Origin of the sequence: [Mycoplasma] cavipharyngis, from assembly GCF_042984175.1 — a bacterium.
GTDB lineage: Bacteria > Bacillota_I > Bacilli_A > Mycoplasmatales > Mycoplasmoidaceae > Mycoplasma_N > Mycoplasma_N cavipharyngis.
Genome location: NZ_CP155569.1, coordinates 547766 through 570705, shown reverse-complemented (window position 1 = coordinate 570705; position 22940 = coordinate 547766). Strand labels below are relative to the sequence as shown.

11 protein-coding genes are annotated in these 22940 nt (G+C 27.0%); 8 read left to right on the top strand and 3 right to left on the bottom strand.

The features are described from left to right. Nucleotides 1–131: 131 nt before the first annotated feature. The gene (locus MCAV_RS02295) at nt 132–2270 is read left to right on the top strand and encodes an ATP-dependent Clp protease ATP-binding subunit (protein ID WP_391591518.1); all 2139 of its coding nucleotides are present in this window, start codon (nt 132–134) and stop codon (nt 2268–2270) included. A gap of 144 nt (nt 2271–2414) precedes the next feature. After that, complete coding sequence (locus MCAV_RS02290) at nt 2415–4409, top strand: SGNH/GDSL hydrolase family protein (protein ID WP_391591517.1); 1995 nt, start codon at nt 2415–2417, stop codon at nt 4407–4409. 190 nt (nt 4410–4599) lie between these two features. Here MCAV_RS02290 and MCAV_RS02285 read toward each other — a convergent pair whose 3' ends face one another. Continuing rightward, entirely contained in the window at nt 4600–7632 is a 3033-nt protein-coding gene (locus MCAV_RS02285) for a hypothetical protein (protein ID WP_391591516.1), read from the bottom strand. A gap of 391 nt (nt 7633–8023) precedes the next feature. On the opposite strand from MCAV_RS02285, the gene MCAV_RS02280 reads away from it, so the two are divergent. The 6 genes from MCAV_RS02280 (at nt 8024) to MCAV_RS02255 (ending at nt 19841) form a co-directional block, all read left to right on the top strand. After that, a complete protein-coding gene (locus MCAV_RS02280; protein WP_391591515.1) occupies nt 8024–11668 on the top strand; it encodes a hypothetical protein in 3645 nt (1214 codons plus the stop codon). A gap of 290 nt (nt 11669–11958) precedes the next feature. Beyond that, a complete protein-coding gene (locus MCAV_RS02275) occupies nt 11959–14925 on the top strand; it encodes a hypothetical protein (RefSeq protein ID WP_391591514.1) in 2967 nt (988 codons plus the stop codon). A 321-nt stretch (nt 14926–15246) separates the two neighbouring features. Then, entirely contained in the window at nt 15247–16680 is a 1434-nt protein-coding gene (locus tag MCAV_RS02270) for a hypothetical protein (protein ID WP_391591513.1), read from the top strand. 177 nt (nt 16681–16857) lie between these two features. Then, a complete protein-coding gene (locus MCAV_RS02265; RefSeq protein WP_391591512.1) occupies nt 16858–18342 on the top strand; it encodes a PTS transporter subunit EIIC in 1485 nt (494 codons plus the stop codon). Next, nucleotides 18329–19435 (top strand): mannitol-1-phosphate 5-dehydrogenase, encoded by a 1107-nt coding sequence (locus tag MCAV_RS02260; RefSeq protein ID WP_391591511.1) that lies wholly within the window; start codon nt 18329–18331, stop codon nt 19433–19435. Before MCAV_RS02265 ends, MCAV_RS02260 begins: the two co-directional genes overlap by 14 nt. Then, the gene (locus tag MCAV_RS02255; RefSeq protein ID WP_391591510.1) at nt 19416–19841 is read left to right on the top strand and encodes a PTS sugar transporter subunit IIA; all 426 of its coding nucleotides are present in this window, start codon (nt 19416–19418) and stop codon (nt 19839–19841) included. Before MCAV_RS02260 ends, MCAV_RS02255 begins: the two co-directional genes overlap by 20 nt. Nucleotides 19842–19901: 60 nt before the next feature. On the opposite strand, the gene MCAV_RS02250 is transcribed toward MCAV_RS02255, so the two are convergent. Both MCAV_RS02250 and MCAV_RS02245 read right to left on the bottom strand, forming a co-directional pair. Continuing rightward, nucleotides 19902–20903, bottom strand: coding sequence for a hypothetical protein (locus MCAV_RS02250; protein ID WP_391591509.1), 1002 nt, complete (start codon nt 20901–20903; stop codon nt 19902–19904). A 333-nt stretch (nt 20904–21236) separates the two neighbouring features. Continuing rightward, nucleotides 21237–22682 carry a BMP family ABC transporter substrate-binding protein gene (locus MCAV_RS02245; RefSeq protein WP_391591508.1) on the bottom strand — a complete coding sequence of 482 codons (1446 nt, stop codon included), beginning with the start codon at nt 22680–22682 and terminating at the stop codon, nt 21237–21239. Between the last annotated feature and the right edge of the window lie 258 nt (nt 22683–22940).

Genomic DNA, 22940 nt, shown 5'->3' with positions numbered 1-22940 from the left:
AAATCAAGTTGTTTGCAAAAAAAATTAGCCTAAATAATTAAATTGTGATTTCATTAGCAGTCTTATATTTAGACTGCTAATTTTATGTTATAATCAGTGATAATTATTGATTCAATTAAGGAGTAGAATTTATGAATTTAACATTTAAAAAAAATAATGATTTACCACCATTAGAACAATTTGGGCGTAATTTAAATAAAGAAGTTATTAATAACAAAATTGATCCTGTAATTGGTCGAGAAAATGAAATTAGAAGATTAATTGAAATTCTTTCACGAAAATCAAAAAACAACCCGATTTTAATTGGTGAACCTGGTGTTGGTAAAACAGCAATTGTTGAAGGTTTTGTGCAACGGATTGTTGCTAAAGATGTGCCAACTAATTTATTAGACAAAGAAATTTATGAAATTTCCTTATCTAACATTATTTCAGGCGCATCAATGCAAGGACAATTTGAAGAACGAATGAATTCGATTATTAAAGCTGTACAAGATTCTAATGGCAAAATCATTTTATTCATTGATGAAATTCATCAATTAGTTGGCGCAGGAAGAACAAGTGGTGCTATGGATGCTGCTAATATTTTAAAACCAGCAATGGCTCGAGGTGATTTTAAAATTATTGGTGCAACAACTTTAAATGAATATCGTAATTACATTGAAAAAGATGGGGCATTAGAACGTAGAATGCAAAAAATTTTAGTTAATGAACCATCAAAAAACGAAACAATGACAATTATGCGTGGTTTAAAAGAACGTTGGGAATTATTTCATGGTGTTAAGATTTTAGATTCAGCAATTGTTGCTGCTGTTAATTTATCAGATCGTTATATTACAGATAGAATGTTACCTGATAAGGCAATTGATTTAATTGATGAAGCAGCAGCTAGAATTAAAACTGATATGTATTCTCAACCTAAAGAATTAGATGTTTTAAATCGTGAAATTATTCATTTAGAAACTGAAAGAGCAGCATTAGCTCAAGAAGATAATCAAAATAGTAAAGAACGTTTAATTGAAGTTGATCAAAAATTAGATGAAACAAAAAATAAACAAAAAATTATTCACCAAAAATGAATTCATGAAAAAAAATTACAAAGTGAATTACAAAAAAATAAAGAACAAATTGATCGGGTGAAATCATCAATTGAACGATTACAAATGGAAGCGCGTTTTGAAGAAGCATCAAAATTATTATATGTTAGTTTACCTAATTTAGAAAAAGCTACTAAAGTGATTGAAGATCATTTGCAAAATACTTCTAAATTAGTTAAAGATAAAGTAACACAAGATGAAGTTGCCGCAGTTATTTCTGATGCTATTGGCATTCCTTTAAATAAAATTGTTGAATCTGAAAAAGAAAAACTTTTACATTTAAAAGATATTTTACAAAAAGAAATTAAGGGACAAAATAATGCGATTGAATTAGTAACTAATGCTGTTTTAAGAGGTCGAGTAGGAATTAATGATCCTAATAAACCCATTGGTTCTTTTTTATTTCTAGGCCCAACAGGAGTTGGTAAAACAGAAGTAGCTCGCGCTTTAGCATTAGCATTGTTTGATAGTAAACGAAAAATGATTCGAATTGATATGTCTGAATATATGGAAAAACATGCAATTTCTAAATTAATTGGTGCTCCTCCTGGATATGTTGGTTTTGAACAAGCAGGAGTTTTAACTGAAGCAATTAGACGCACACCTTATTCAGTAGTGCTATTAGATGAGATTGAAAAAGCTCATTCAGATGTGCTAAATTTATTATTACAAATTTTAGATCATGGTGAAATTAAAGATGGACAAGGCAGATTAATTAATTTTAAAAATACAATTTTAATTATGACTTCTAATATTGGTGCTAAATTCATTTTAGATGATCAAAAAGATCAAGCATTAGTTGAAATGAAACGTTATTTACGACCTGAATTTATTAATCGTTTAGATGAAATTGTTGTCTTTAACAAATTAGAATCAAAAATTATGTTAAGTATTGTGCAAAAATTCATGAATGAATTAGTGCAAAGATTAAAAAAAGATCATTATTTTCTAACTTATACAAGTGAATGTGTTCGTAAAATCATTGAACAAAGTTATGATATTAATTATGGTGCTAGACCAATTAAAAGATTTATTCAAACTAATATTGAAAATTTTTTATCCCAACAAATTATTAATGATAAATTTGTTAAAGAAAAAAAATATGCATTAGATTGAAAGGCGCATAATAAAGAATTTGTTTTATTAGATTTAAGTCAAAAAGCTAAATTAAATTAATCTAGAAGAAGATATTAAAATGAATAATTAATAATTGATTAATTTAATATTTAAACAAAAGATTTTTGTAACTAAAATTAATTGTTAGATTGATTCAATGCTAAAATTAGAATTAATAGATTAAGGTATGATTCATTTATATTTGTGTTATTAAAAATTAAATCGATTATTAAGAAAAAATTTTATTTAATTATTGGACCATTAAGTATTCTAGCAACCATTTCTTTAAATAGTTGTGCAGCAATTTTTGGTTCAAATCGAATTGATAAAGTCAAATATTTAGCTATTGGTGATTCAATTGCTGCTGGATATAATGCTGATCTTGGTGGAGTTGAAACTAGTGGTGATTTTGATATAAAAAACAAAAAAGTTCGTGGTTGAAGTTATCCTGCTTTTTTAGCTAATTATATTAATAAAAGTTCATCATTAATTTTAGAAGATTTTACAAATTTAGCAGTATCAGGATCACAAATTAGTGATTGATTACACTTTTTAGGAAAAACTCCAGAAAAATATCCTTTAGCAAAACGAGTGCTATTATTTCAACAAATCCAAAAAGTAAATCTTGAGTACAATAGTCCATTTAAAAATCGTTTACCAAATTATTTTTCAGATTTTAGATTAAATCATTTTCCTAAAATAATTAAGAAAATTAAAGAAGCTAATTTAATTACTATTTCATTAGCTGCTAATGATTTAACTAATGCTTATCATTTTGTTGATCTTTTAGTTAGTGATATTAATATTCAAACCAATAAATTGTCTAAAACAATTAAAAATATTAATCAAAATTATTCAGAATTAATTACACAAATTAAAAGTTTGAATCCAAATGCCAAAATAGTTTTAACAGATTATCCCTTACCATTATTAAGATTAAGTGATGGATTTGATCAATTAGCAAAAAATGAAATTAATGATTCAACAATAAAAAATTTTTTAAGCAATCAACCACTTGCAAGATTAATTTTAGAAATATTAAATAAATCAATTATTAAATCAGTTGCAATCAAAAATAATGTTAATTGAATTCATGTTGAAGATCAGATTAATTGAAATGCTAATGCTAGAAAATATGCTAATAATTTATTTGACATTCATCCAACGATTTATGGTCAGAAAAAAATTGCACAAGATATTTTTTTAAAGTTAAGTTTAAATTTAAAAAGATCAACTAAAACCACTTTATATCATTGATTAAAATTAAATCCTTTCTGAAATGAAAGTTATTTAAATCATGATCTTGATTATTTTGAACCTTTTTTTAAAAATAATCAATCTGAAAAAGCTTTAGTGCAAAATGTTGCTGGTGATCTTAAAAATGCTACTACTTTTCAAAATCAAGATTTAGAAAATGATTATGACTTAAATCAAATTTGAAAAAATGCAAATCATTTTTCATCTCTATCATTACTTGTTGAACAAAATATTGGTTATTTATTTTATCAAAAAGCTCTAAGTCAATGAATTGGTCTTGAAAATGAAGATCAATTTAATAATTATTTGGCTAATAAATTGAAAAAATTATTTAATTGATTGAATCATAATCTTGAATTTTTTAATGATTTGTATTTTAATTTAAATGATAATTTAACTTCTTTTGGTGATGGAATTATTAAAGCAAATCAACTAAATGGTTCGTTTAACTTTTTAAATGCTAAAAACTTAAATCAAAAATCATTAACTAATTTTCTTTTTGCAATTCAAGATTTAATAAAAAATCGATATTTAGAAATTCAAAAAAATTCTAATCAAAATTCTGAATTAGATCGGTTTGCTAGTTTTTTTGAAAAAAATCAAGCTTTAAATAATTATTTATTAAAAAATATTAAAAAAAATTTTAACCAATATGTTATTAAATTTGTTCAATCATTAATCGATTTAGATAGTGATAACGAGAAGAAAACTGATTTTGATTTAATTAATCAAAAAATTAAAATAAAAAATTTAAATTTGATTTTTAAAAGTAATAATATTGATGTCAAAATTAAAGAATGAATTGCTAATATTGCTTCTGATTTATTTAAAAATAATAAAGATCAATATCAAATGCTATATCAATCTAATAACAATCAATTAATTAAAAAATGAATTACAAATAATATTTCATTTTTAAAAACATTATTAGATATAAAATAAAATTAATAAAAATTAAATTTAAAAATAATTAATAGTTTTAAATTAAAATATTGAAGATAATCCATCAAATATTATTTATTATTAATTTATTAATAATTATTTAACTAATAAAAAACACTTCCTTAAATTAAATTAACAAGGAAGTGTTTTATTGTTTTATATTATTATTATTATTATTATTATTATTTTATTATTTACAACCATAGGAGGCTTTAGCTAAATATTTAGTAAAAGCATCTGTTATTGTTTCATCAATAATTGTACATGTACTAGGAAATTTAACTTTACTAAAATTAGTTTTAGGAGCAATAAATTTAGTTACACTAGTTTGACGATCTTCTAATTCAGTACTATATTTATTATTTTTTAAGACACCAATTTGATCAGGATTTAGAGGATATTTTGTTGAAACTAAATAAGGATTTAGTGAAACAACTGTATTAATTAATCCTTTTAGTGTATTTTTAACACTTTTAGAAAGTTCTAATGTATGTTTTTGAGCAAAATCACCTTGTAAAATTTCATTGAAAACACTAAATAATGGTAATTTAAAAATTGATACGTATGGTTTTAAATGAGGATTTAGTGGATTAGTGTAATTGTCAATTGCAACAGTTTTAAATTTGTCTAATAAATCAAGTTTGGTTTGATTTTTTGTTGTGTCAATAACATCATTATCATTATTAATATTTTTAATAATTTGATCATACTGATGATTACAAGCTGCACCTTTAATAGTTGCTGTTGTTTTGGAATAGAAATTTTGATAATTATCAGCTAAAGATTTTTGATCACTTAATTTTCAAATTAATTGTAAATTAGTTTGATTTGAATTAGATTTATTTGAATTAGTATTTAATAAAATTCCTGGTTTAGCACTAGTTATTAATTGGTGTAAATTTAAATCATCATTTGAAACATAACTAGAAGAAATCGTGTCATTTGAATTTGCTAAAGTTGTGGTTGTTGCTAATTGATTATTAATTTGGTTAATAACTGCTCTTTTTGTTCTAGTTTTAATTGTTTGATTTTGATCTAAGCCAGTAACAGTCAAATTATCTTTAGTGCTTAAATTGTTTTTAGCATAAAGTGGTTGATGATTAATTGTTTTAGGTAAATCATAAAATGCATTAGAAACTAAAGCAGTAATATGTGAATTAAAAAATTCAAATTTTTTTGTTAAAAATAAACGTAAAAATTTTTCAACAGGACGTTCAATTCGATTTTTTATATCTTCTTCAGTTAAACCTTCTTTAGTAATTCAATTTTTTGTTTTATTCCTCCTATATTTACTTGTTTGTTTATAAGGCACATAAAAATAAGTTAATATTTCAAATAAAGCATTAAGATCAAATTGTTTAACTTTGTTAACTAAACTCAAAATTTTGCTTGCAGAAAAAATATCAGTATTATCAATACTAGTTTGCACAGCATTTAACTTGCTAAAAAAGGGGATTAAAAATTGATATAGTCCTGATAAATCAGTTGAAGAATGAACTTGATCAACTTGTCAACCTAAAGTATAATTATGAGCAATTTTATGATCAAATGTTTTTGCCATATAAAGTGATAAATTACCATCATTCACTTCATAAGTTGTACTAATTTTTGTATTTTTAGGAATATGTAAGCGATTTAAGTCCAAATTAGTAGCAATACTTCCAATAATTTTACTTAAAGGATTGCTATTGTCATTTGCATTAAGACCAAAAACACTTAAAATCGCTTTTAAATTTAATAGTTTACTAACATCATATTTTCGTTTTGGTTTTGAGTTATTATCTGTTTCATCAGTTGATTTATTAACTGGATTTTTAGTATTTAATTCAATAGTTAAATCATGATCAAATTCAACTGTTTTAATATATTTTAGAGATAGTTTAGGTTGATTAGGAATACTATTATCAATTTCTGGTTCTTTAATTCAGTCTAAGCGAATTTTTAGATGTTTACAAATAAAACTAGGTAAATCTTGTTCAATAAGAGTTTCAATAAAATCATAAATATCTTTTAACTCAGGTCGATTATTATTATCAAAAATGGCTGCAATTAAATTAATTACTGTTAATGGAATGCCAAAACCTGATAATAATTTTTTTCTTCCTGCTAAAGTTGTTTCATTATAAATTAGATCAATTAAGGAATAAACTTTACCATCATTTTGAGAAACATTTCTAATTGAAAAATATTTTAAAATGTTATAAGCATCTTTAATTAAATTAACATAATAAATTTTATTTAGATTAATTTCACTATGATTTAAATCCGCCTTAATTTCTTCAGAAGTTAAGTTACTAATATTTTTAGTTGTTTCTTGATTTAATTTAGTCAAATCAAAACCAGTAGTTAATCGTGTGTAATAAGTATTTAAAGCAAAACTGCGAGTAAAAATAAAGTCTAAATGATTGCATGATTGTTCAACTAAACTCAAATGAGATTGAGTTGAATCTGTTTGTAAAGTTTTGTTTTTATTATCACCAAAAACAATTTTTAAATTATTTAATTTAGCACTAATATTATTGTCATTACTATCAACAGTTCAAGCTGAAAAAAATTGATCAATTTTACCATCTGAAGCATTATTTTTTTTCAAGTTAGGATTAATGTGTGCTTGATTAAACTGAATTACTACTTGAGTTAGTGCGCGAGCAGGAATCATTACATTGTTGAATAAAGTAAATAAGCGATTGTGTTGGTTGTATAAATTAAAAACTAATTTAAAGTTTTTAATTAATAAATTATCACCATATTTTCCAAGATCAAAATCAAGTTTTAAATTAGTAAAATCAATTTTAATTTTACTATCATTTAAAACTAAATATTTTAAGTTATCTAAAATATCATTTCTAATCTGTTGTTGATTTAAACTAGTAATAATAGTTTTATATTTTGGAGCATTCAAAATATATTCAGGATTTAAATCAGAATCAAAACCTTGAAATCTAGAGTCAATATCAGATGATTTTTGAAATTTTGTAGTTTGATAAAAATTAGTTGAAAAATCTAATTTAGTTTCATTATTAGTAGTTAGAAAAGCATCTAATGAATCATTATTTTTATTGCTACTACTATTATTAGATGTTGAATTAGTTTGAGAACGACCTAAATTATTGTAATTAGGCGCACAAGCAGATAAAGCAACACTAGAAATTAATCCTAGTGTTGCTGTTAAAAAGATTTGTTTTTTTAAGCCTTGTTTCAATTTTATATTATTCAATTTCATATTAATAAAAACCTTTTTTAAATTTAATTACTTAAAAACAATTTCAAAAATGAAAATTGTTGGTGATTTATTTTAGCATCAACAAAAAAACTTGATTAATTTACTGTTTAATTATATAAGGATAATTTAGAAAAACTAAATTAATTTTTGATTGAAAAATGGTGAATTTTTTATTTTTTAAATCATTTTTTCAAAATTTTTTTAACTATTTGATCCAATTAGCAAAAAAGTTAATTATCACATTTTATATGATGGGATTGCTACACTTAAAGTTGATGATAATCAATTACACTATTTTCCTAATGTTAATTTTACTAATTTTCCAGCACTTAAAACTATTAGTGCTTCTCATAATCAAATTAGGGTGATTGGTAATTTTAGTAGTTATGGGATGAATCAGAAAAATACGGGGTATTTGTCTGATAGTGAGATTGCAAATATGAATATGAACCAGGGGGGTTCTGGTTCTGCTTCTTCTGTTGCTTCTGCTTCTTCCACTAAAGACAAATACGATTATTATCAGTACTTAAAAAGTTTGTGAAGTAGTGGTAGTGGGTTGGGTTCTACTGATGATAGTCAGAACCAAGGTGGGTCTGCTTCTGGTTCTTCTTCTTCTTCTGAAAACCCCTACACTTATGATGCGAGTGATGTAATGAATCGGGCTGAAGTCACAGCCATTAGCAAGTGGTTGGAAGAGACACTTCCAGGCAAAATGTATATGCATTTGCCTCAAGGTTCGAGTACTAGTGGTGGTAGTTCTGGAACCCCTGGTTCTGGTTCCATTGCTAACAATTCCACAAAACAAATTTCTGACTACTCCACCTTCCTTGCTGCCATCTCATCTGACGACTTTTATTTTAATAATAAGGAAGGAGGAGTGTATGTTAATCAGGTAAGTCCAAGCACAAATATGAATGCCAACAACAGTTCTTCTCCCATGATGTATGACTCATCAAGTGGCATTACTACAGATGCCACTGGTCTCATTTCCAACCGTTCCAAAGGCCTCAACTTTGGTTCCACTCGCTTAATGATCACTAAAGACATTAATAATATTGACTTTAGTCATAATCAAATTGAAGTAATCCCTGTATCTCCCAACTTATTTACTAATATCAATTTTAGTAGTAATAGGCTCAAATATGTTCCTCCATTAGGGATTAAACCTCTACCTTACTTGCAGTTCTGGTTTTATCATTTATCATTAATGAAGGTGGCAGGAGATCAACAAGGGTTTTATGACACCTTGCACGGACCTGGACCAAATCCAGCGAATTGGAATAAGTATTATAGTACGGGGATGGTGAATGAGAAGCCAGCTGGGTTTGGTCTTGGTAGTGAAGGTCTTGCCAACGACAAAATCCAATGAGTGGGTTTAGCAGATGTCAATCAAACTTTACCTAAAATTAGTTTTGCTAACAACCAGTTGCTTGATTTTTGACCACAACAAAAACAAACTGACAGCTGGTATTTGTGACCGAAGTTGACGGTTGGTGCAAACGATCGGGAAGGTCCAGAAGGGAATATTATGTATGGGTTTGGTGGGGGAAGTGGAAGTGGGGGTGGTTCTGGAGGGACTGCCATGCCACAACCCACAGGGACTAACCCTAAAACCATTATGATCAAAAACAACCCAACAAATGTGATGGGCAAACCCATCTTTCCATGAAACAACCAAATTGGAGCTCCTTCAGACAATACTTCCTTCAACCCTTATTTCAGACGAATATGAGTTGGAGCGAATTTAGCGGGATTGGTTACTGGAGGAGATAAAACACCCTTTTTCAGCCACACTTATTTAGGCGGCATTAACCGTGATTTTGCTTATCAAGTGGCTGATGTGGTTGATACGTTTGATGGTGCTAACATTGATGGGTTGAAAAACACTGATGGAAACCCTGCCTATAACTCATACAAGTTATGAGCCACAGCTGCACTTGATCGCTGGATTTATGCTCACTGGTTTAATCAACTAAGTGATAATGAAGTGTTATCTAAAGGACAAACTAGTACTTATGCGTTTGATTTTCATGTGGATGAGTCTGATTCTAGTAGGTTGGTGTTACCAGGGTTTGGGGGTTCTACTGGAGGTTCAAATGGGACTGGTCTGGTAGGGTCGAGTTCTTCCCCCTCCACAGGAAACGGGGGTGGTATGGTAGGGGGAAGTTCTTCCCCCTCCAATGACAAATACAAACAAGTTGGTACTTCCAACTTTAGTGATGATGATGCCTATCAATCATTCAACTCCTTTATTCCTTATTTACTCACACGAACATTACCCCAAAATGGTAACAACCAAAACTCATGAGGGTCTAATAATGGTAGACTAAGTGGTAGAACTCACCCACAAAAACTAGAATTTAAGTTGTATGGAGATGGGAAAGAAATAACTCCAAATGAATGAAAAGATGTTGACTGAACGAGTTTTTATGCGAATGCTAATGGGCTTGATTATGATTTGAGTTTGCCTGAGAATGGGGATAACATGATAATGAGTTATTCACCAGGTGAGAGTAATGGGGTGCCTAATAATAATGGTAATCAAGGGGGTGGGTCTACCATTAACAATGGCACACAACCACTAACCCAACTAATTGGTCAACTACCCTATTATAATGGAAGAGTGGGTGCAGGCAATTGAACAGTTGCCAATGGTTCAAGTACAACAACAAAACTATCTTCGATCCACCCATTAGGGGTTGATAAGAAGATATTGAAATATTCTCCTAGTGGGTCTAATAGTAGTTCAACTGATCCTTCCTTCTACTACAACAAAATTAAACTAGTGATTCGTGCACCATTACAAAACTGAAACTATAGTTATGATTTTAATTTAGTTCAAAATATTGAGTATAGATTGGATCCTAAGAATGGTGGATCTTCTTCTTCTTCCACCACCAGAACTTTTGATGTTAAGACAACAACTAATCTCAAAAACTATTTTGCAAGTACGATTACTTCTGAAATCTTAAAAAACCATTTAAGTGAGTGAGCTGACACTTCAGCTTATGTTAAAAATTTTATTAGTCAACAAGTTAATGTCATTAATGTTAAATCAGTAGATGAAAATGCTCAATCAGTCACCTTATCTTTTGATGTTAAAGACCAGTTTAATCAGAAGGTAAAGCTTGTTGATATTACATTAAGTGGGTTTAAGCAGCAGAAAGTGGAGTTTGTGGCTGGGGGTAAGCAGCAGGGGATGGGTGGTTCTAATTCTGCTAGTTCAGTTAATCCAACAAGAAAGATTGTGGCTGATTTTAATTCTGATCAGAATAATTATCCTAACACCTTTGTTCCTGAAGATGAAAGTGCAGCAAGACAATGGATTTATACTCATTTTGGCATTAGTTTTGTTGGCTTGGAAGTTGATGAGAATAAGAGAAATCAAATTATGGGAAGTAATGGTGGTCAACCCACAAGCAACAATACTGCTTCCAATTCTCTCACCACCTCTTCAGTTATTCCAGACTCAGTTGATCCCTTAGTTGCTTCTAATCAAGTCTTCTTATTAGACTATTTAAAAAATAAGGCTGATTATGTATCAAACATCATTATTGACCATTTAAAAGGTAAACTAAGCTTTAGCATCCAAATTAGTGGTAGCTCAACTAATGGTTTTGTCAACATTAATGAGAACATTAGCATTAACACCTTTAATGTGTTTGATTATGAGATTAAGCCTGATCAGGCTAACAAATCCTTATCAGCTTATGATTATCAGCTTGATATTAAGAAGTTGCACCCACTTGTGATCTTAAAAAAAGGGGTGGTGGATTCACAGACAGGGGGGATTAAGCAGCAAGGTGGAACTAATAGTCAGACATGAAGTAAAGATCAAACAAGTGAGGATTTGGTTACAGCTAAGTTATTACCTAAAAATACTAGTTTGAAAATTACTAATTTAACTGTTGATGCATTTTCAGGTAAGCACCCTCCCCCACTCAAGCTCAAACAACCACTTCTTCCGCCCAACCAACTTGGCCTGACTCAGATACAGACGCCAAACCAATCATCTCAATTTTCAACAACCCCCTAATTGCCAATCAAGTTGTTAATGCTCTAAAACAAGCTAATCCTGATCAAAATTATTCTTTAGGAGTCAATTCCAGTTTTGCTAAAACCCAATTAGCTAAAATCACTAGTCTTGATTTATCCAACTTAAGCTTAAGTAACCTTGATTCAATTTTTAATCCCGTTCTGAAATGAGAATCCTTACACACAATTGATTTATCTAACAATGATTTTAGTAAGTACACCATCAAGTTTGAAAAAACCAATTTCCCAAAACTATATAAAATTAGTGCTAATAATGCTCATTTAAAGCAAATGATTGATGTTAGTTCATATGTACTTGATCCGTTTGATTGGTGTGCAAATGCAAGTAATGAGAGTGACACAGAGATGTGTCAAGATCCTAACCCAAATTCTTCTAAAGATCAAACAACTAGGGCATCTTCTAATGTCACCAAATCCCAAGCACTAGCACAATACACCAACCCAATTCATCAAGATGTTCCAAGATACTTCTCCTTAAACAACAACCAAATTCAACAAATCCCTAGATACTACTTAAAAATTAAGCTCGCCTACTTTGATCTTGCTAACAACTTATTAGGAATTGGAACAGACAATGATCCACTAGGAGTGTATGGCATTCCATGATATTCGTTGCAGCAAACAAGTAATACTGAAGGACTACTTCCAATCCAAGATCCAAGCATTCGTGGCCCATATGGAATTAATGTGTATGCTACAAGTGAGAAAACAGGGAGTGGCAACAGCAAATCTTGAAAATACACAGATGAGCAAGTAGCTAGATGAAGGTCAATGCCTTTTCCAATTAGAGGGCTAACTTTTGGTAATTTTAATGATGTGCCAGATAGTAATAACACGTTTGATAGTAATGTTACTTTTAATAATGGTCTTAATAACAACATGATGGCTGACTCTGGAGGCAATCAACCCTACTTCAACTTTGCTAACAACCATTTAGTTGCGCCCATGATTTTTAGTCAAAGCAATGTGAATTATGATCCAAATGCAATTATTGCTCCTCAAACTAAAAGTGTCAACTTGTTTGTTGGATTAGAGGATTTTCAAAAATCAAAATATCATATGGATCAAAAGATGATTATTGAAAAATATGAAAAACAAAAAGACAAAACCCCCTTCTCAGACAATAACAATGCTGAACTACTAGTTCCTGAACCTGATAGTATTTATCCTTGAATTAATCAAATTGGACAAACTAAACAATATTTACCAGGAACAAGCTACATTTGAAACACTTATAGTGTTTATTCTGTAAGATCATTTAATGGTTATGGGTTGTTTGAGCAGAAGGAGGATAGTAGGGTTGATGGGACTGAAGGGAACATGTGGGATAATAATGTCCAGATGACTAGTAATGGAGGGAACCAACAGGGACAACCAAATCCTTATGCGGGTACGAGTAAAAACGGATCAGATAATAGTCAAGGCATCAAATGAACCGTACCTAAAGCAAGTGATTTTAAGAAGTTTAAAGATTCATCTGGCAATAACACCATCCCCCCCAACATTAGTGATTTTATTAGTGGAAAAAACGGACAAGACCCTCATGGCTGATGGGGGGTGAGACAATTTAGTGGGAATTGAAGCTCCAGTTTTTTCACTGGAAATGACAAATCAGCCGGAGCAAACCACCCCATCCACTGAACCCGCTATAAACCATTTCGAACTTACTTAGTAAGTGCTAAAAGCTTTGCTAGATCTCACCGTAGATCAGCATACACACCTGTATATGATGGCAATGTTTTTTATGATGCAACTACTACTGATAATGTCAATCAAACAATTAGTTTAAGTCCTAGTGGGCAAACTTTAAACAATACTACTGGAGTGAATAATAAAATGATATTAATTAATTTGACTAGTAGTACTAATCCATTAAGTCCAACTTCTGGACAACAAGTACCAGGTTTAAAATCATTTTTCACTAACAACAACAATTCAGCACTTTTTGGACTTGCACCTAACTTATGATTGACAAATATTAATACAAACAGTAGTTTTGGGATTAAACAAGGTGAGAATACCCCATACAAATCAGCTTATACTAATACTAATGGGTTATATAGTTATACGAGCTATTTTTATGTCGTGAATCAGGTAGAGAGTGAGTTGCAGAATGAGGGAAATTTAGCTAAAGAAGTGAAGAGTCCAGCAGGGACTAACACTAACAATAACCTCAACCTAAGCCAATACAAAAACAAATTTGCTCAAGTTATTAGTGCTGAAAATATTTTAACTGGACAAAACCAGTTTTGAAAATCAAGCAAACAATTTGATCAAGTTTATTTACAACAACTAGATCGCACTAAAGTGCAATTAGACTTTGATGATACTAGTGGTACACTAAAGTATCAGTTTAAAGTGTATCTGCCAGGATATTCTGCAAATGGAAGGTTGTTGCCTAAAAATCATGAAGTTCAAGCAACTAAAAATGAAACACGAACAATTGATCAAAATATTAATCAAACTGTGACTGGCTTTGTTAAGGGGCAGTTGCAGGTGGAAGATCAAACAGGCACTTGAACTGATGTGGATATGGCTAAGACTAAGCAGCAAAACCAAAATGATCAAACAGAATCAAACACAATCCTTCTGCCTGCACCTAAATCGATTAAAGAGATGATTAAGGATAAGTTAGATGGGTATGATTCAGTTGATGCAAACGCAATCGCCAACACCCTTAAAACCAACTACTTAGGTAATTTATTAGCTGATTCATCTAAAACAACAGCAGACATTATTAATGGTAATCATAGTGATTTACACCATGTTAATCAACAGTATATTACTAACTTAACTAAAGATGCAACTTCTGGAACTATTAGTTTTCAAGTTAATGTTCCTTCATTTAAGTTTAGCAATAATAATAGTTTAGAGTTTCCAAGCAAATGAAAGTCAAAAACGTTTGTGTATCAAGGATTGAAAAAACTAAGTACTAGTTTTATTGGAAGTAGTGTGAGTGGTACAACTAATCAAACTTCTTCTAAACTCTTCAATGTTGATGCTTACACTTCTGATGAGCAGAAGAAAAAATTTCGTGAGTTAATCAAAAAACCTGCAAGTGCAGTTACAGCAGCTGATTTACTAGATTTGAATGCAGTGACAACTAACAATGCTGTGTGAAATCAAAAAACCGAAATGGAAAAACAAGCCGCCTTTAGCTTATTAGCTAACAATTTAGCTGGAACTGTAACTTGAACGATTAGTTTACCAGCTGATGAGAATAAGGGGATTTATTAGTTCATAAAAATTTTAATTATCTTTTTGAAAAAAGATAAAAATTAAGTCATGTTGATTCATTTGAATGTTGATAAAAGTACACTTTTAAAAATAATTAAGAGTTTAAATTCAGATTATTGATTATTAAGATTCATTTAAAAAACTTTTTGTTATTAAATTAAGCTTTATTTAATTTAGATAAAATTAATGCTAATTCATCTAGAAAATAAAAAATTAGATTAAATTAACATTATTTTATTAATTAATATAAAAAATGTTAAAGTAATTATTGTTAGTGATTAGTGTTGATCAAAATTTATTATTAATTAACAATTTTTAAAAATGAAGTCTTCTAATAATTCAAAAAATAATAAATATTCATCTTTAAAAAATCGATTCAAATTAATTGTCGATAATATTGAGACATTAATGTACATTATTGCTTTAATATTGTATTTATTAGTTGCAACTGCTATTTTAATATTTTTTGTTTTATATTTTTTTAACATTATTGAAATAGAAAATTTAATTAATATTTCAATGGAAACATTTATTGAGATATTTAATAACTATATAATACCTATTTCTATTGCTTGTTTTATTGGTAAAAAAATATATGATACACGTGGTATTATTTTTACTATTTTAATTAGCGTTATTACTATTGTTGCAGGACAAAATCCAATATTTATTGCTATCACTGGTGTTAAAACACCAATGATTTTAGCGACAATTATTTTTGGTTCTTTATCTGTTTTAACTTTAAAATATACTGAAAAATTTTTGATGATTAAATTTGCATCCAAGAAAATAATTATTAATTTTTATTTTATTTTTTTAGCTGCAATATTATCTTTTGTAGTTTTTTATATGTCAATTTATTTTATTGGATATATTCAAATATGATTAAAAACAATTGTTGAAATAATGATCAAAAATAAACTTTATTCATGAATTGCGATTTTTGTTGAAACAGCTAAAATTTTATTTTTAATTAATATCATTCGTCATGATGTTTTTATTCCTTTAGGAACAGAAGAAGTTAAAACTTCTAACCAAAGCATTTTATTCATATTAGATTCTAATCCTGGACCAGGTTTAGGCATCTTACTTACTTTAACAATTTTGTTCTATTTGAAATATAAAAATGCATCTAAAAACAAAAATAAAACGAAAAACAAAAAATTAAACAAAAAATTGAACGATCAAAAAGAATCAGCAAAATTAAATGGTGTATTGACATTAATGTATTTTATGATTGGAATTGAACAAATCTACTCCATTTATCTTTTGTTTAAACCATTTTTAATTATTGCTGCTATTATTGGTGGAATTTTTGGTAATATTATTTTAGAACTTTTAAATGTTGGGATTAAAAATTTTATTTCTTTTAAATCAATTTTTATTCTTTATGAAGAAATTAATAAAACAACAACAAACAATATTATTGGTCTTATTTTAGCAATTATTATTTCAGCAATTATTTCAGGATTATTAACTTGATTAATTTTGTTTTTGAGTGATACTTTTAAAAAAAATATTAATAAAAATAATAAGACAAATTATCAAAACGTTAACAAAATATCAAAATTTAAAAAATCAAATTCATATTCAATTATTTTTGTTTATAATCGCCTATTAAATTTTTTGTTATTAAAAATAAAAACTTTTAATCAATTATTAAAATTTAATAATTCAATTAAAAAGTTGTGATTAATTAGGAGTTTGGATCAAAAATGACCAATAAAAAAATATTATCATAATTTTAAATTATAATTAATTATGTTAGTTGGTTTTGATTATGTTTATTGATTAAACATAAAAAAATTTTAAGATTATTAGATAATTTTAATTTTAAAAAAATATTAAAAATCGAGTTTTAAAAATTAATTTTTATCTTCTTTATCTTATATATCAAAATCATTTTAATTAAAAATTAATTTAAAAATAAATATGTCTTCATCTACACAAATAAAGGCGCAACGATTTAAATTAACTTTATCAAAAATTAAATTAAAAATCCAATCACTAGGAACTTTGCTTTCTTCAATGATTTTACCAATCATTGGGATTTTTATTGCGTGAGGATTATTAACATCTTTTTTTGTTGATAAAGGTTGAGCGCCTAATAAATTATTGGCTTCTATGGTTGGTATAGGAATTACTTATGTTATTCCTATTATTATTGCTTTTTTAGGTGGTAAAAAAATTTATGATATGCGTGGGGGTGCAATTGCTGCACTAGTTAGTATTGCTGCAGTTGCTGCAGGACAAAGTACAACGTTTGTTAGTATTACTAGTGGTGCTGCACCAATGATTTTAGCAACAATGATTTTTGGTCCTTTATCTGCTTTAATTCTAAAACATACAGAAAAATTTTGAATCCATAAAATTAAACCAGGATTTGAAATGTTAGTTAATAATTTCTATTTAGGATTTTTAGGATTTGGTTTATTATTTCCAGTTTTTTATACATCAATTTATGGAATTGGTTATCTTCAAGTTGGTCTAAAAACAATTGTTGAAGCAATGCAACAGTATAAATTGTATCCTTTAGCAGCAATTTTCATTGAACCCGCTAAAGTTTTGTTTTTAAATAATGCAATTAATCATGGTGTTTTCACTCCACTAGGAATAGCAGAAGTTTCAAGTAATGGTAAAAGTATTTTATTTTTATTAGAATCTAATCCTGGACCAGGTTTAGGAATTTTATTAGCTTTTAGTATTTTAATGCGTAAAAAGAATAAAAATCTTTCTTCACAAGCACTATCATCAGTACCAATTCATTTATTTGGTGGGATTCATGAAGTTTATTTCCCTTTTGTGTTATTGCGCCCAATTTTAATTTTAGCTGCTATTGGTGGTGGTGTTATTGGTGATTCTGTTTTACAAATTTTTAATGTTGGTGCTAATGCTCCAGTTTCTCCAGGATCAATTATTGCTGGTTATATTCAAATTAATAAAACAGCAAATGATGTTATTGGATATACTTTAGCGATTGTTTTATCAGCAATTACTTCTGCTTTATTAAGTTGATTTATTTTATTTTTTAATGATATTATTAAAAAAATTAAAAATAAAAATCATCGATCTGATTTAAGTAATGTTGTTGAATTACCAAAAGTGCAAAAATTAAGTACTACTCAGAAAATTAATTTAAATTTAATTACTTTTGCATGTGATGCTGGTATGGGTTCATCAGTGATGGGTGCAACAATTTTTCGTAAATTATTAAAAGATAATGCAGTTAAAAAAATTAATGTTGTTAATCAATCAATTGCTAATTTAACTAATGAAAAATTTGTTGTTACGATTACTGCTTTAGCAGATCGTGTTAGAGCAAAAGTTCCTGATGCTCAAGTTTATACTGTTGATCAATTTCTTAATAAAAATGCTTACTTAGAAATAATTAAAATAATTAAAAATGAATCAATTTAAAGCAGTTCACTTTGGAGCAGGTAATATTGGTAGAGGATTAATTGGTTATTTATACCAATTAAATAACATTAATACTACTTTTATTGATGTTTCACAAAAATTACAAGAACAATTATTGCAAAATCAACAATATCAAATTAATTATCTTGATACTAATGAAATTGTTAAAATAACTAATTTTGACTTTGTTTTATTGTCTGAAAAAGAAAAAGTTATCCAATTATTAGAAAATGCTGATTTTATTTCAACATCAATTGGTTCTAATAATTTAAAAAGTTTAGTTCCAATTTTTCAATTAGTTAATTTTAAGAAAAAAGTTAAAATTATCTGTTTTGAAAATGGTTTTAAAATTTCAAGTTATTTTCAAGAAATTTTAAAAATCAATAATGATAACTTATCTTTTATTGATGTTAGTGTTGATCGGATTGTAATTAATTTATCACCAACTGAACAAAAATTATCAACAACAGTTTATTGTGAAAAATATTTTGAAATTATTGCTGATAAAAATCAAGGTTTAAATTTGTCAGGAATTAATAATGTTGATAATTTAGATGGATATATTTTAAGAAAATTATTTTTTGTTAATTTCTTACATGCTGTTATTGCTTTTTTAGGTTATAACAAACATTATCAATATATTTATCAATCTGTTAATGATTCTGATATTAATTTGTTTGTTAAAAAATTTGCACAAAAACTAGTTTTTATTCTTAGTAAAGAATATGATTGTTTTGATCAAAAAACATTAATTAATTATGTTGAAAATAATTTAAAAAGATTTGGTACAAATAAAATTCCTGATCATAATCAAAGAGTGATTCGTAATCCAATTTTAAAATTATCAGCAAACGAAAGATTTTATTTAATTTATCAATTATTCAATAAATATCAGTTAGATAAAACTGAATTAATTACAATTTATTTTAATATTTTAATTTGTGAAAATCATGATGATCTTCAAGCACAAGAAATACATAATTGATTACTAAACAAAAATTTTCAAAAATTAAGAGAAATTACTAATTTTCAATCTGATGACTGATTAATTTTAAAAGAAAAATTATTAAATTATGTTACTAACAAAAGATAAAATTTATTTAAAAGCAAATTTAGTTAATAAAGACCAAATATTTAATTTTGTTTTTAATGTTTTCTATCAATCTAATTGTGTTAGCAAAGAATATTTAGCATCAATTAAAGCTCGTGATGCTGAAGCTTCAGTGGCTTTAGGTAATTATTTATTTTTAGTTCATGCACAATTTTCTGGTTTGAAATATGTTAAACAAGATAGTGTAATTTTCATTGAACTTAAAGATACTATTATTATTGATAATCAAAAAGTAAAGTTTGTTGTTGCTTTAGCTTTAAAATCAAACCAACAAATGGATTTAATGTCTAAAGTTGCACTAGCTTTTTTTGATCAAGAAAAACTAGAAAAATTGATTAATAATGATAATTTAACTAAAGAAGCAATTATTGAATTTTTAGATTTATAAAAATTATTTAAATTAAATAAATCAAACAAAAAGCTAATTTTTTAGTTTAATTAATTTTACTTAATGAAGATTGTTGATAGTTTTGGTTTGACTTGATAATCGATCTAAAAAATGATCAGATTCAATTATTTGATAAAATAAATGATTATCAATTAGTTGTTTAGCAACATCATAAATTAAATCAGAAAATTTAGTAGGTTTATGATCATCAACTTCATTTTCTAAAATTTCTTGAAAAAGCGTTTGATAATTATCAATAAACTCATTATCACATGTTTGTAAAATTTTCATTTCTAAAATTTCTCAAAAAGTAGTTTCACTAATATTAGTTAAATCAGTTTTTTTCAATTTTAGAGTATCAAAACTATTTTGGTATCATTCTTTAGCAAAAACTACTAAACGTTCTTTAGATAAATATTTAGTTTTGACATTTTTTCACAAATGATCTAATAAGTTTTTAGTAAATGATTTACCTAAAAAATTTAAATTATGACTTTCTAATCATCATTCAATTTTACTTCAAAATCTAAAGCCTTTTAGATTGACATCTAATGAAATTCGACCATTTTTATAATTTAAATAATTAATTAAAGAAGTGTAATTGAAAACATGTTTAAATTTTTTTAACAAAAAATTTTGAAATTCTTTTCTAATTAAATATGATTGTAATCCAAGTGATTCAGTGTTAGGCATAATCATATCAAAAAAATGAATTACTTGATCATTGATTTTAATATCAAAATCTTTCATAAATTCATGAATGATAATATTTTCTTTTCATTTTTCAACACTTAATTCGTCATGATCAATTCTTGGACTATTAAATGCAACCATATAGCGAGTTTTAATATATTCAATCGTAGCATCAATAAAAGATTTAGTTTCTAATTCTTCAAAAATTTTTAAAAATAAAGTTTTTTTACTAATAAAAATTAGATCATCACTTTGAAGTTTATTAGATCATTTACTAAGAATGGCATCAAAATCAACAAATGAGTTAATCACAATTGGACAATCAAAATTAATTGGCTTTTTAACAATGATATACTGGTTGGAATTCACGAATATTTGTTCCCTAATAAAATAGTTAATAAATAAATAAAAATTTAATATTGATTCTTGATTTAATACAAATAAATCAAAGTCGTATGTAAAATTTTAACTAAATAAAAACTAAAAATTCAAGATAAAAATTACCATTTTTATTTAAATTTTAAAAAATGGTAATAAATTTAATTAATAAAGTTACTAAATAATTAGTTATTACTTACTTTTTAAACCATTTTTAACTTTGTTGTATATTATTAACAATAAAATAACACAGATTGCTAAAATAATTAACAATTTGTGTTATTTTTATTTAATTTAGTAAAAAATTTTTTAAATTAGTAAAACTTATTTATTAGATTTTGTAGTCGTTGTATTATTAATATACTCTTTAATATATTTATCTAAATATTCTTGATTTTTACTTGGATCGCTCATATCAGGAATTTTTAATGCAGGATGTTCTTTACTTATCATAACTCCTGCAGGTTCAATATTAGTTGTACTATTTGAACTAGAATTGTTTTTAGTTTTTTCTTCAAAAACTTTTTTACCTAATTCTAAAGCTTTTTCAGCTAAAGTACGATCATTTGCATTAGCTAATTGTGAAGGAGAATAATCAACAAATCGATCATTAAATCCTTTGAATAAATGAAGGTTTGCAGCATTTGTTGCCCCTGTTAGAACAAATTTATTACTTGCATCTTGTTTTAAAAATTCACTATCTAAATCATCTCTCAATAATGCTGATAATACTCTGTATGCAGTTAAACCAACTCGTTTTTCAATTGAAGTGAAAAATTTGTTTTTAAAAGCAGGAAAAGCCAAAGCTTGATTACTATCAACACCAATGACAGTTTGAGAATCTCTAATAGCATTTAAAGTAGTTCCAGTTAAAGTTCCTGCAACAGGTAAAACAACTTGTGGTGTTTTTTCTTTAACTAAAGCTGTCACTTTTTGTTTTACAGCAGTAGTTTCACTAAAACCAGTATCTAAAATAATGGTGTCTTGATTAAACTTAACTTTTTTGTTTTTAGCATTAGTAAAAGCTGGATCGTTAATATCAGTATTATTGTGGTTTCAATAGCCAATCCCTGCTAATCATCCTGATAAGAAACTAGTTACACCATAGAAGTTACCACCACCAAAACCAGAAACAACTCGTTTTGTTTCTTCATTATGATATTTTGCTGCTAAATATGCTGCTGTTGCATATCCAACAATAAAAGCAGACTGTTCAGTTTTATAATTTAAACTAATTCCTTGGCCTTGAGGCATGAATTCAGTATTATTATCTTTAAAATCTCAATCGATTGCTAAAACAACAATTTTTTTCTCAACAAAACTTTTTTTATTTGCTGGAACTTTAAGTCATTCTTTGAATTTTTCTTGTTGTCCAAAACCACTTAAAACCCAAATTTTTTTATCATTTAATGCTAAATTATATTGTTGGGGTAAATCATTAGATTTTGTAGTTTCTTGATAACCACTATTGTTAATACCTGCTTGAACTGAAACTCGACTAATTGCTTCTCATAATGATTGATTAAAAGAATTATCAGTAACAATCCCACTATCAGTAATTAGTGTAATTGGGCTATTTTTAATTTTCTTATCTTTTTTAGCTTGTTCAAAAATTTGATTTTGTGAATCAGCATATGTTTTAATATTAGCAACATCAGTATTTATATATCTTTGACTATTTGCACAAGCAGCTAACACAATTGGGCTAATAATACCTAAAACTAGGGACTGAAAAAAACGCTTTAAGATTATATTTTTAGGAATAATCATTAATTCTCTTTCAAGTTGTGATTAATATTTAAAGTTTGAATCCAATAAATACAACGTTATTATAAATTATATTTTGATTTAACAAATATAATTGCAAACAAATTAATTGAAAAAATTATTTTGATTAAAATTCATTAATTAAAATAATAAAAATCTGATTTTAAAAAGATTAAAAATTAATTAAATGAGCTTTTTTGTTTAAAATTTATCAATATCTTAATTATTATTAACTTAAAAAATAAGTAATATTAACTCAAA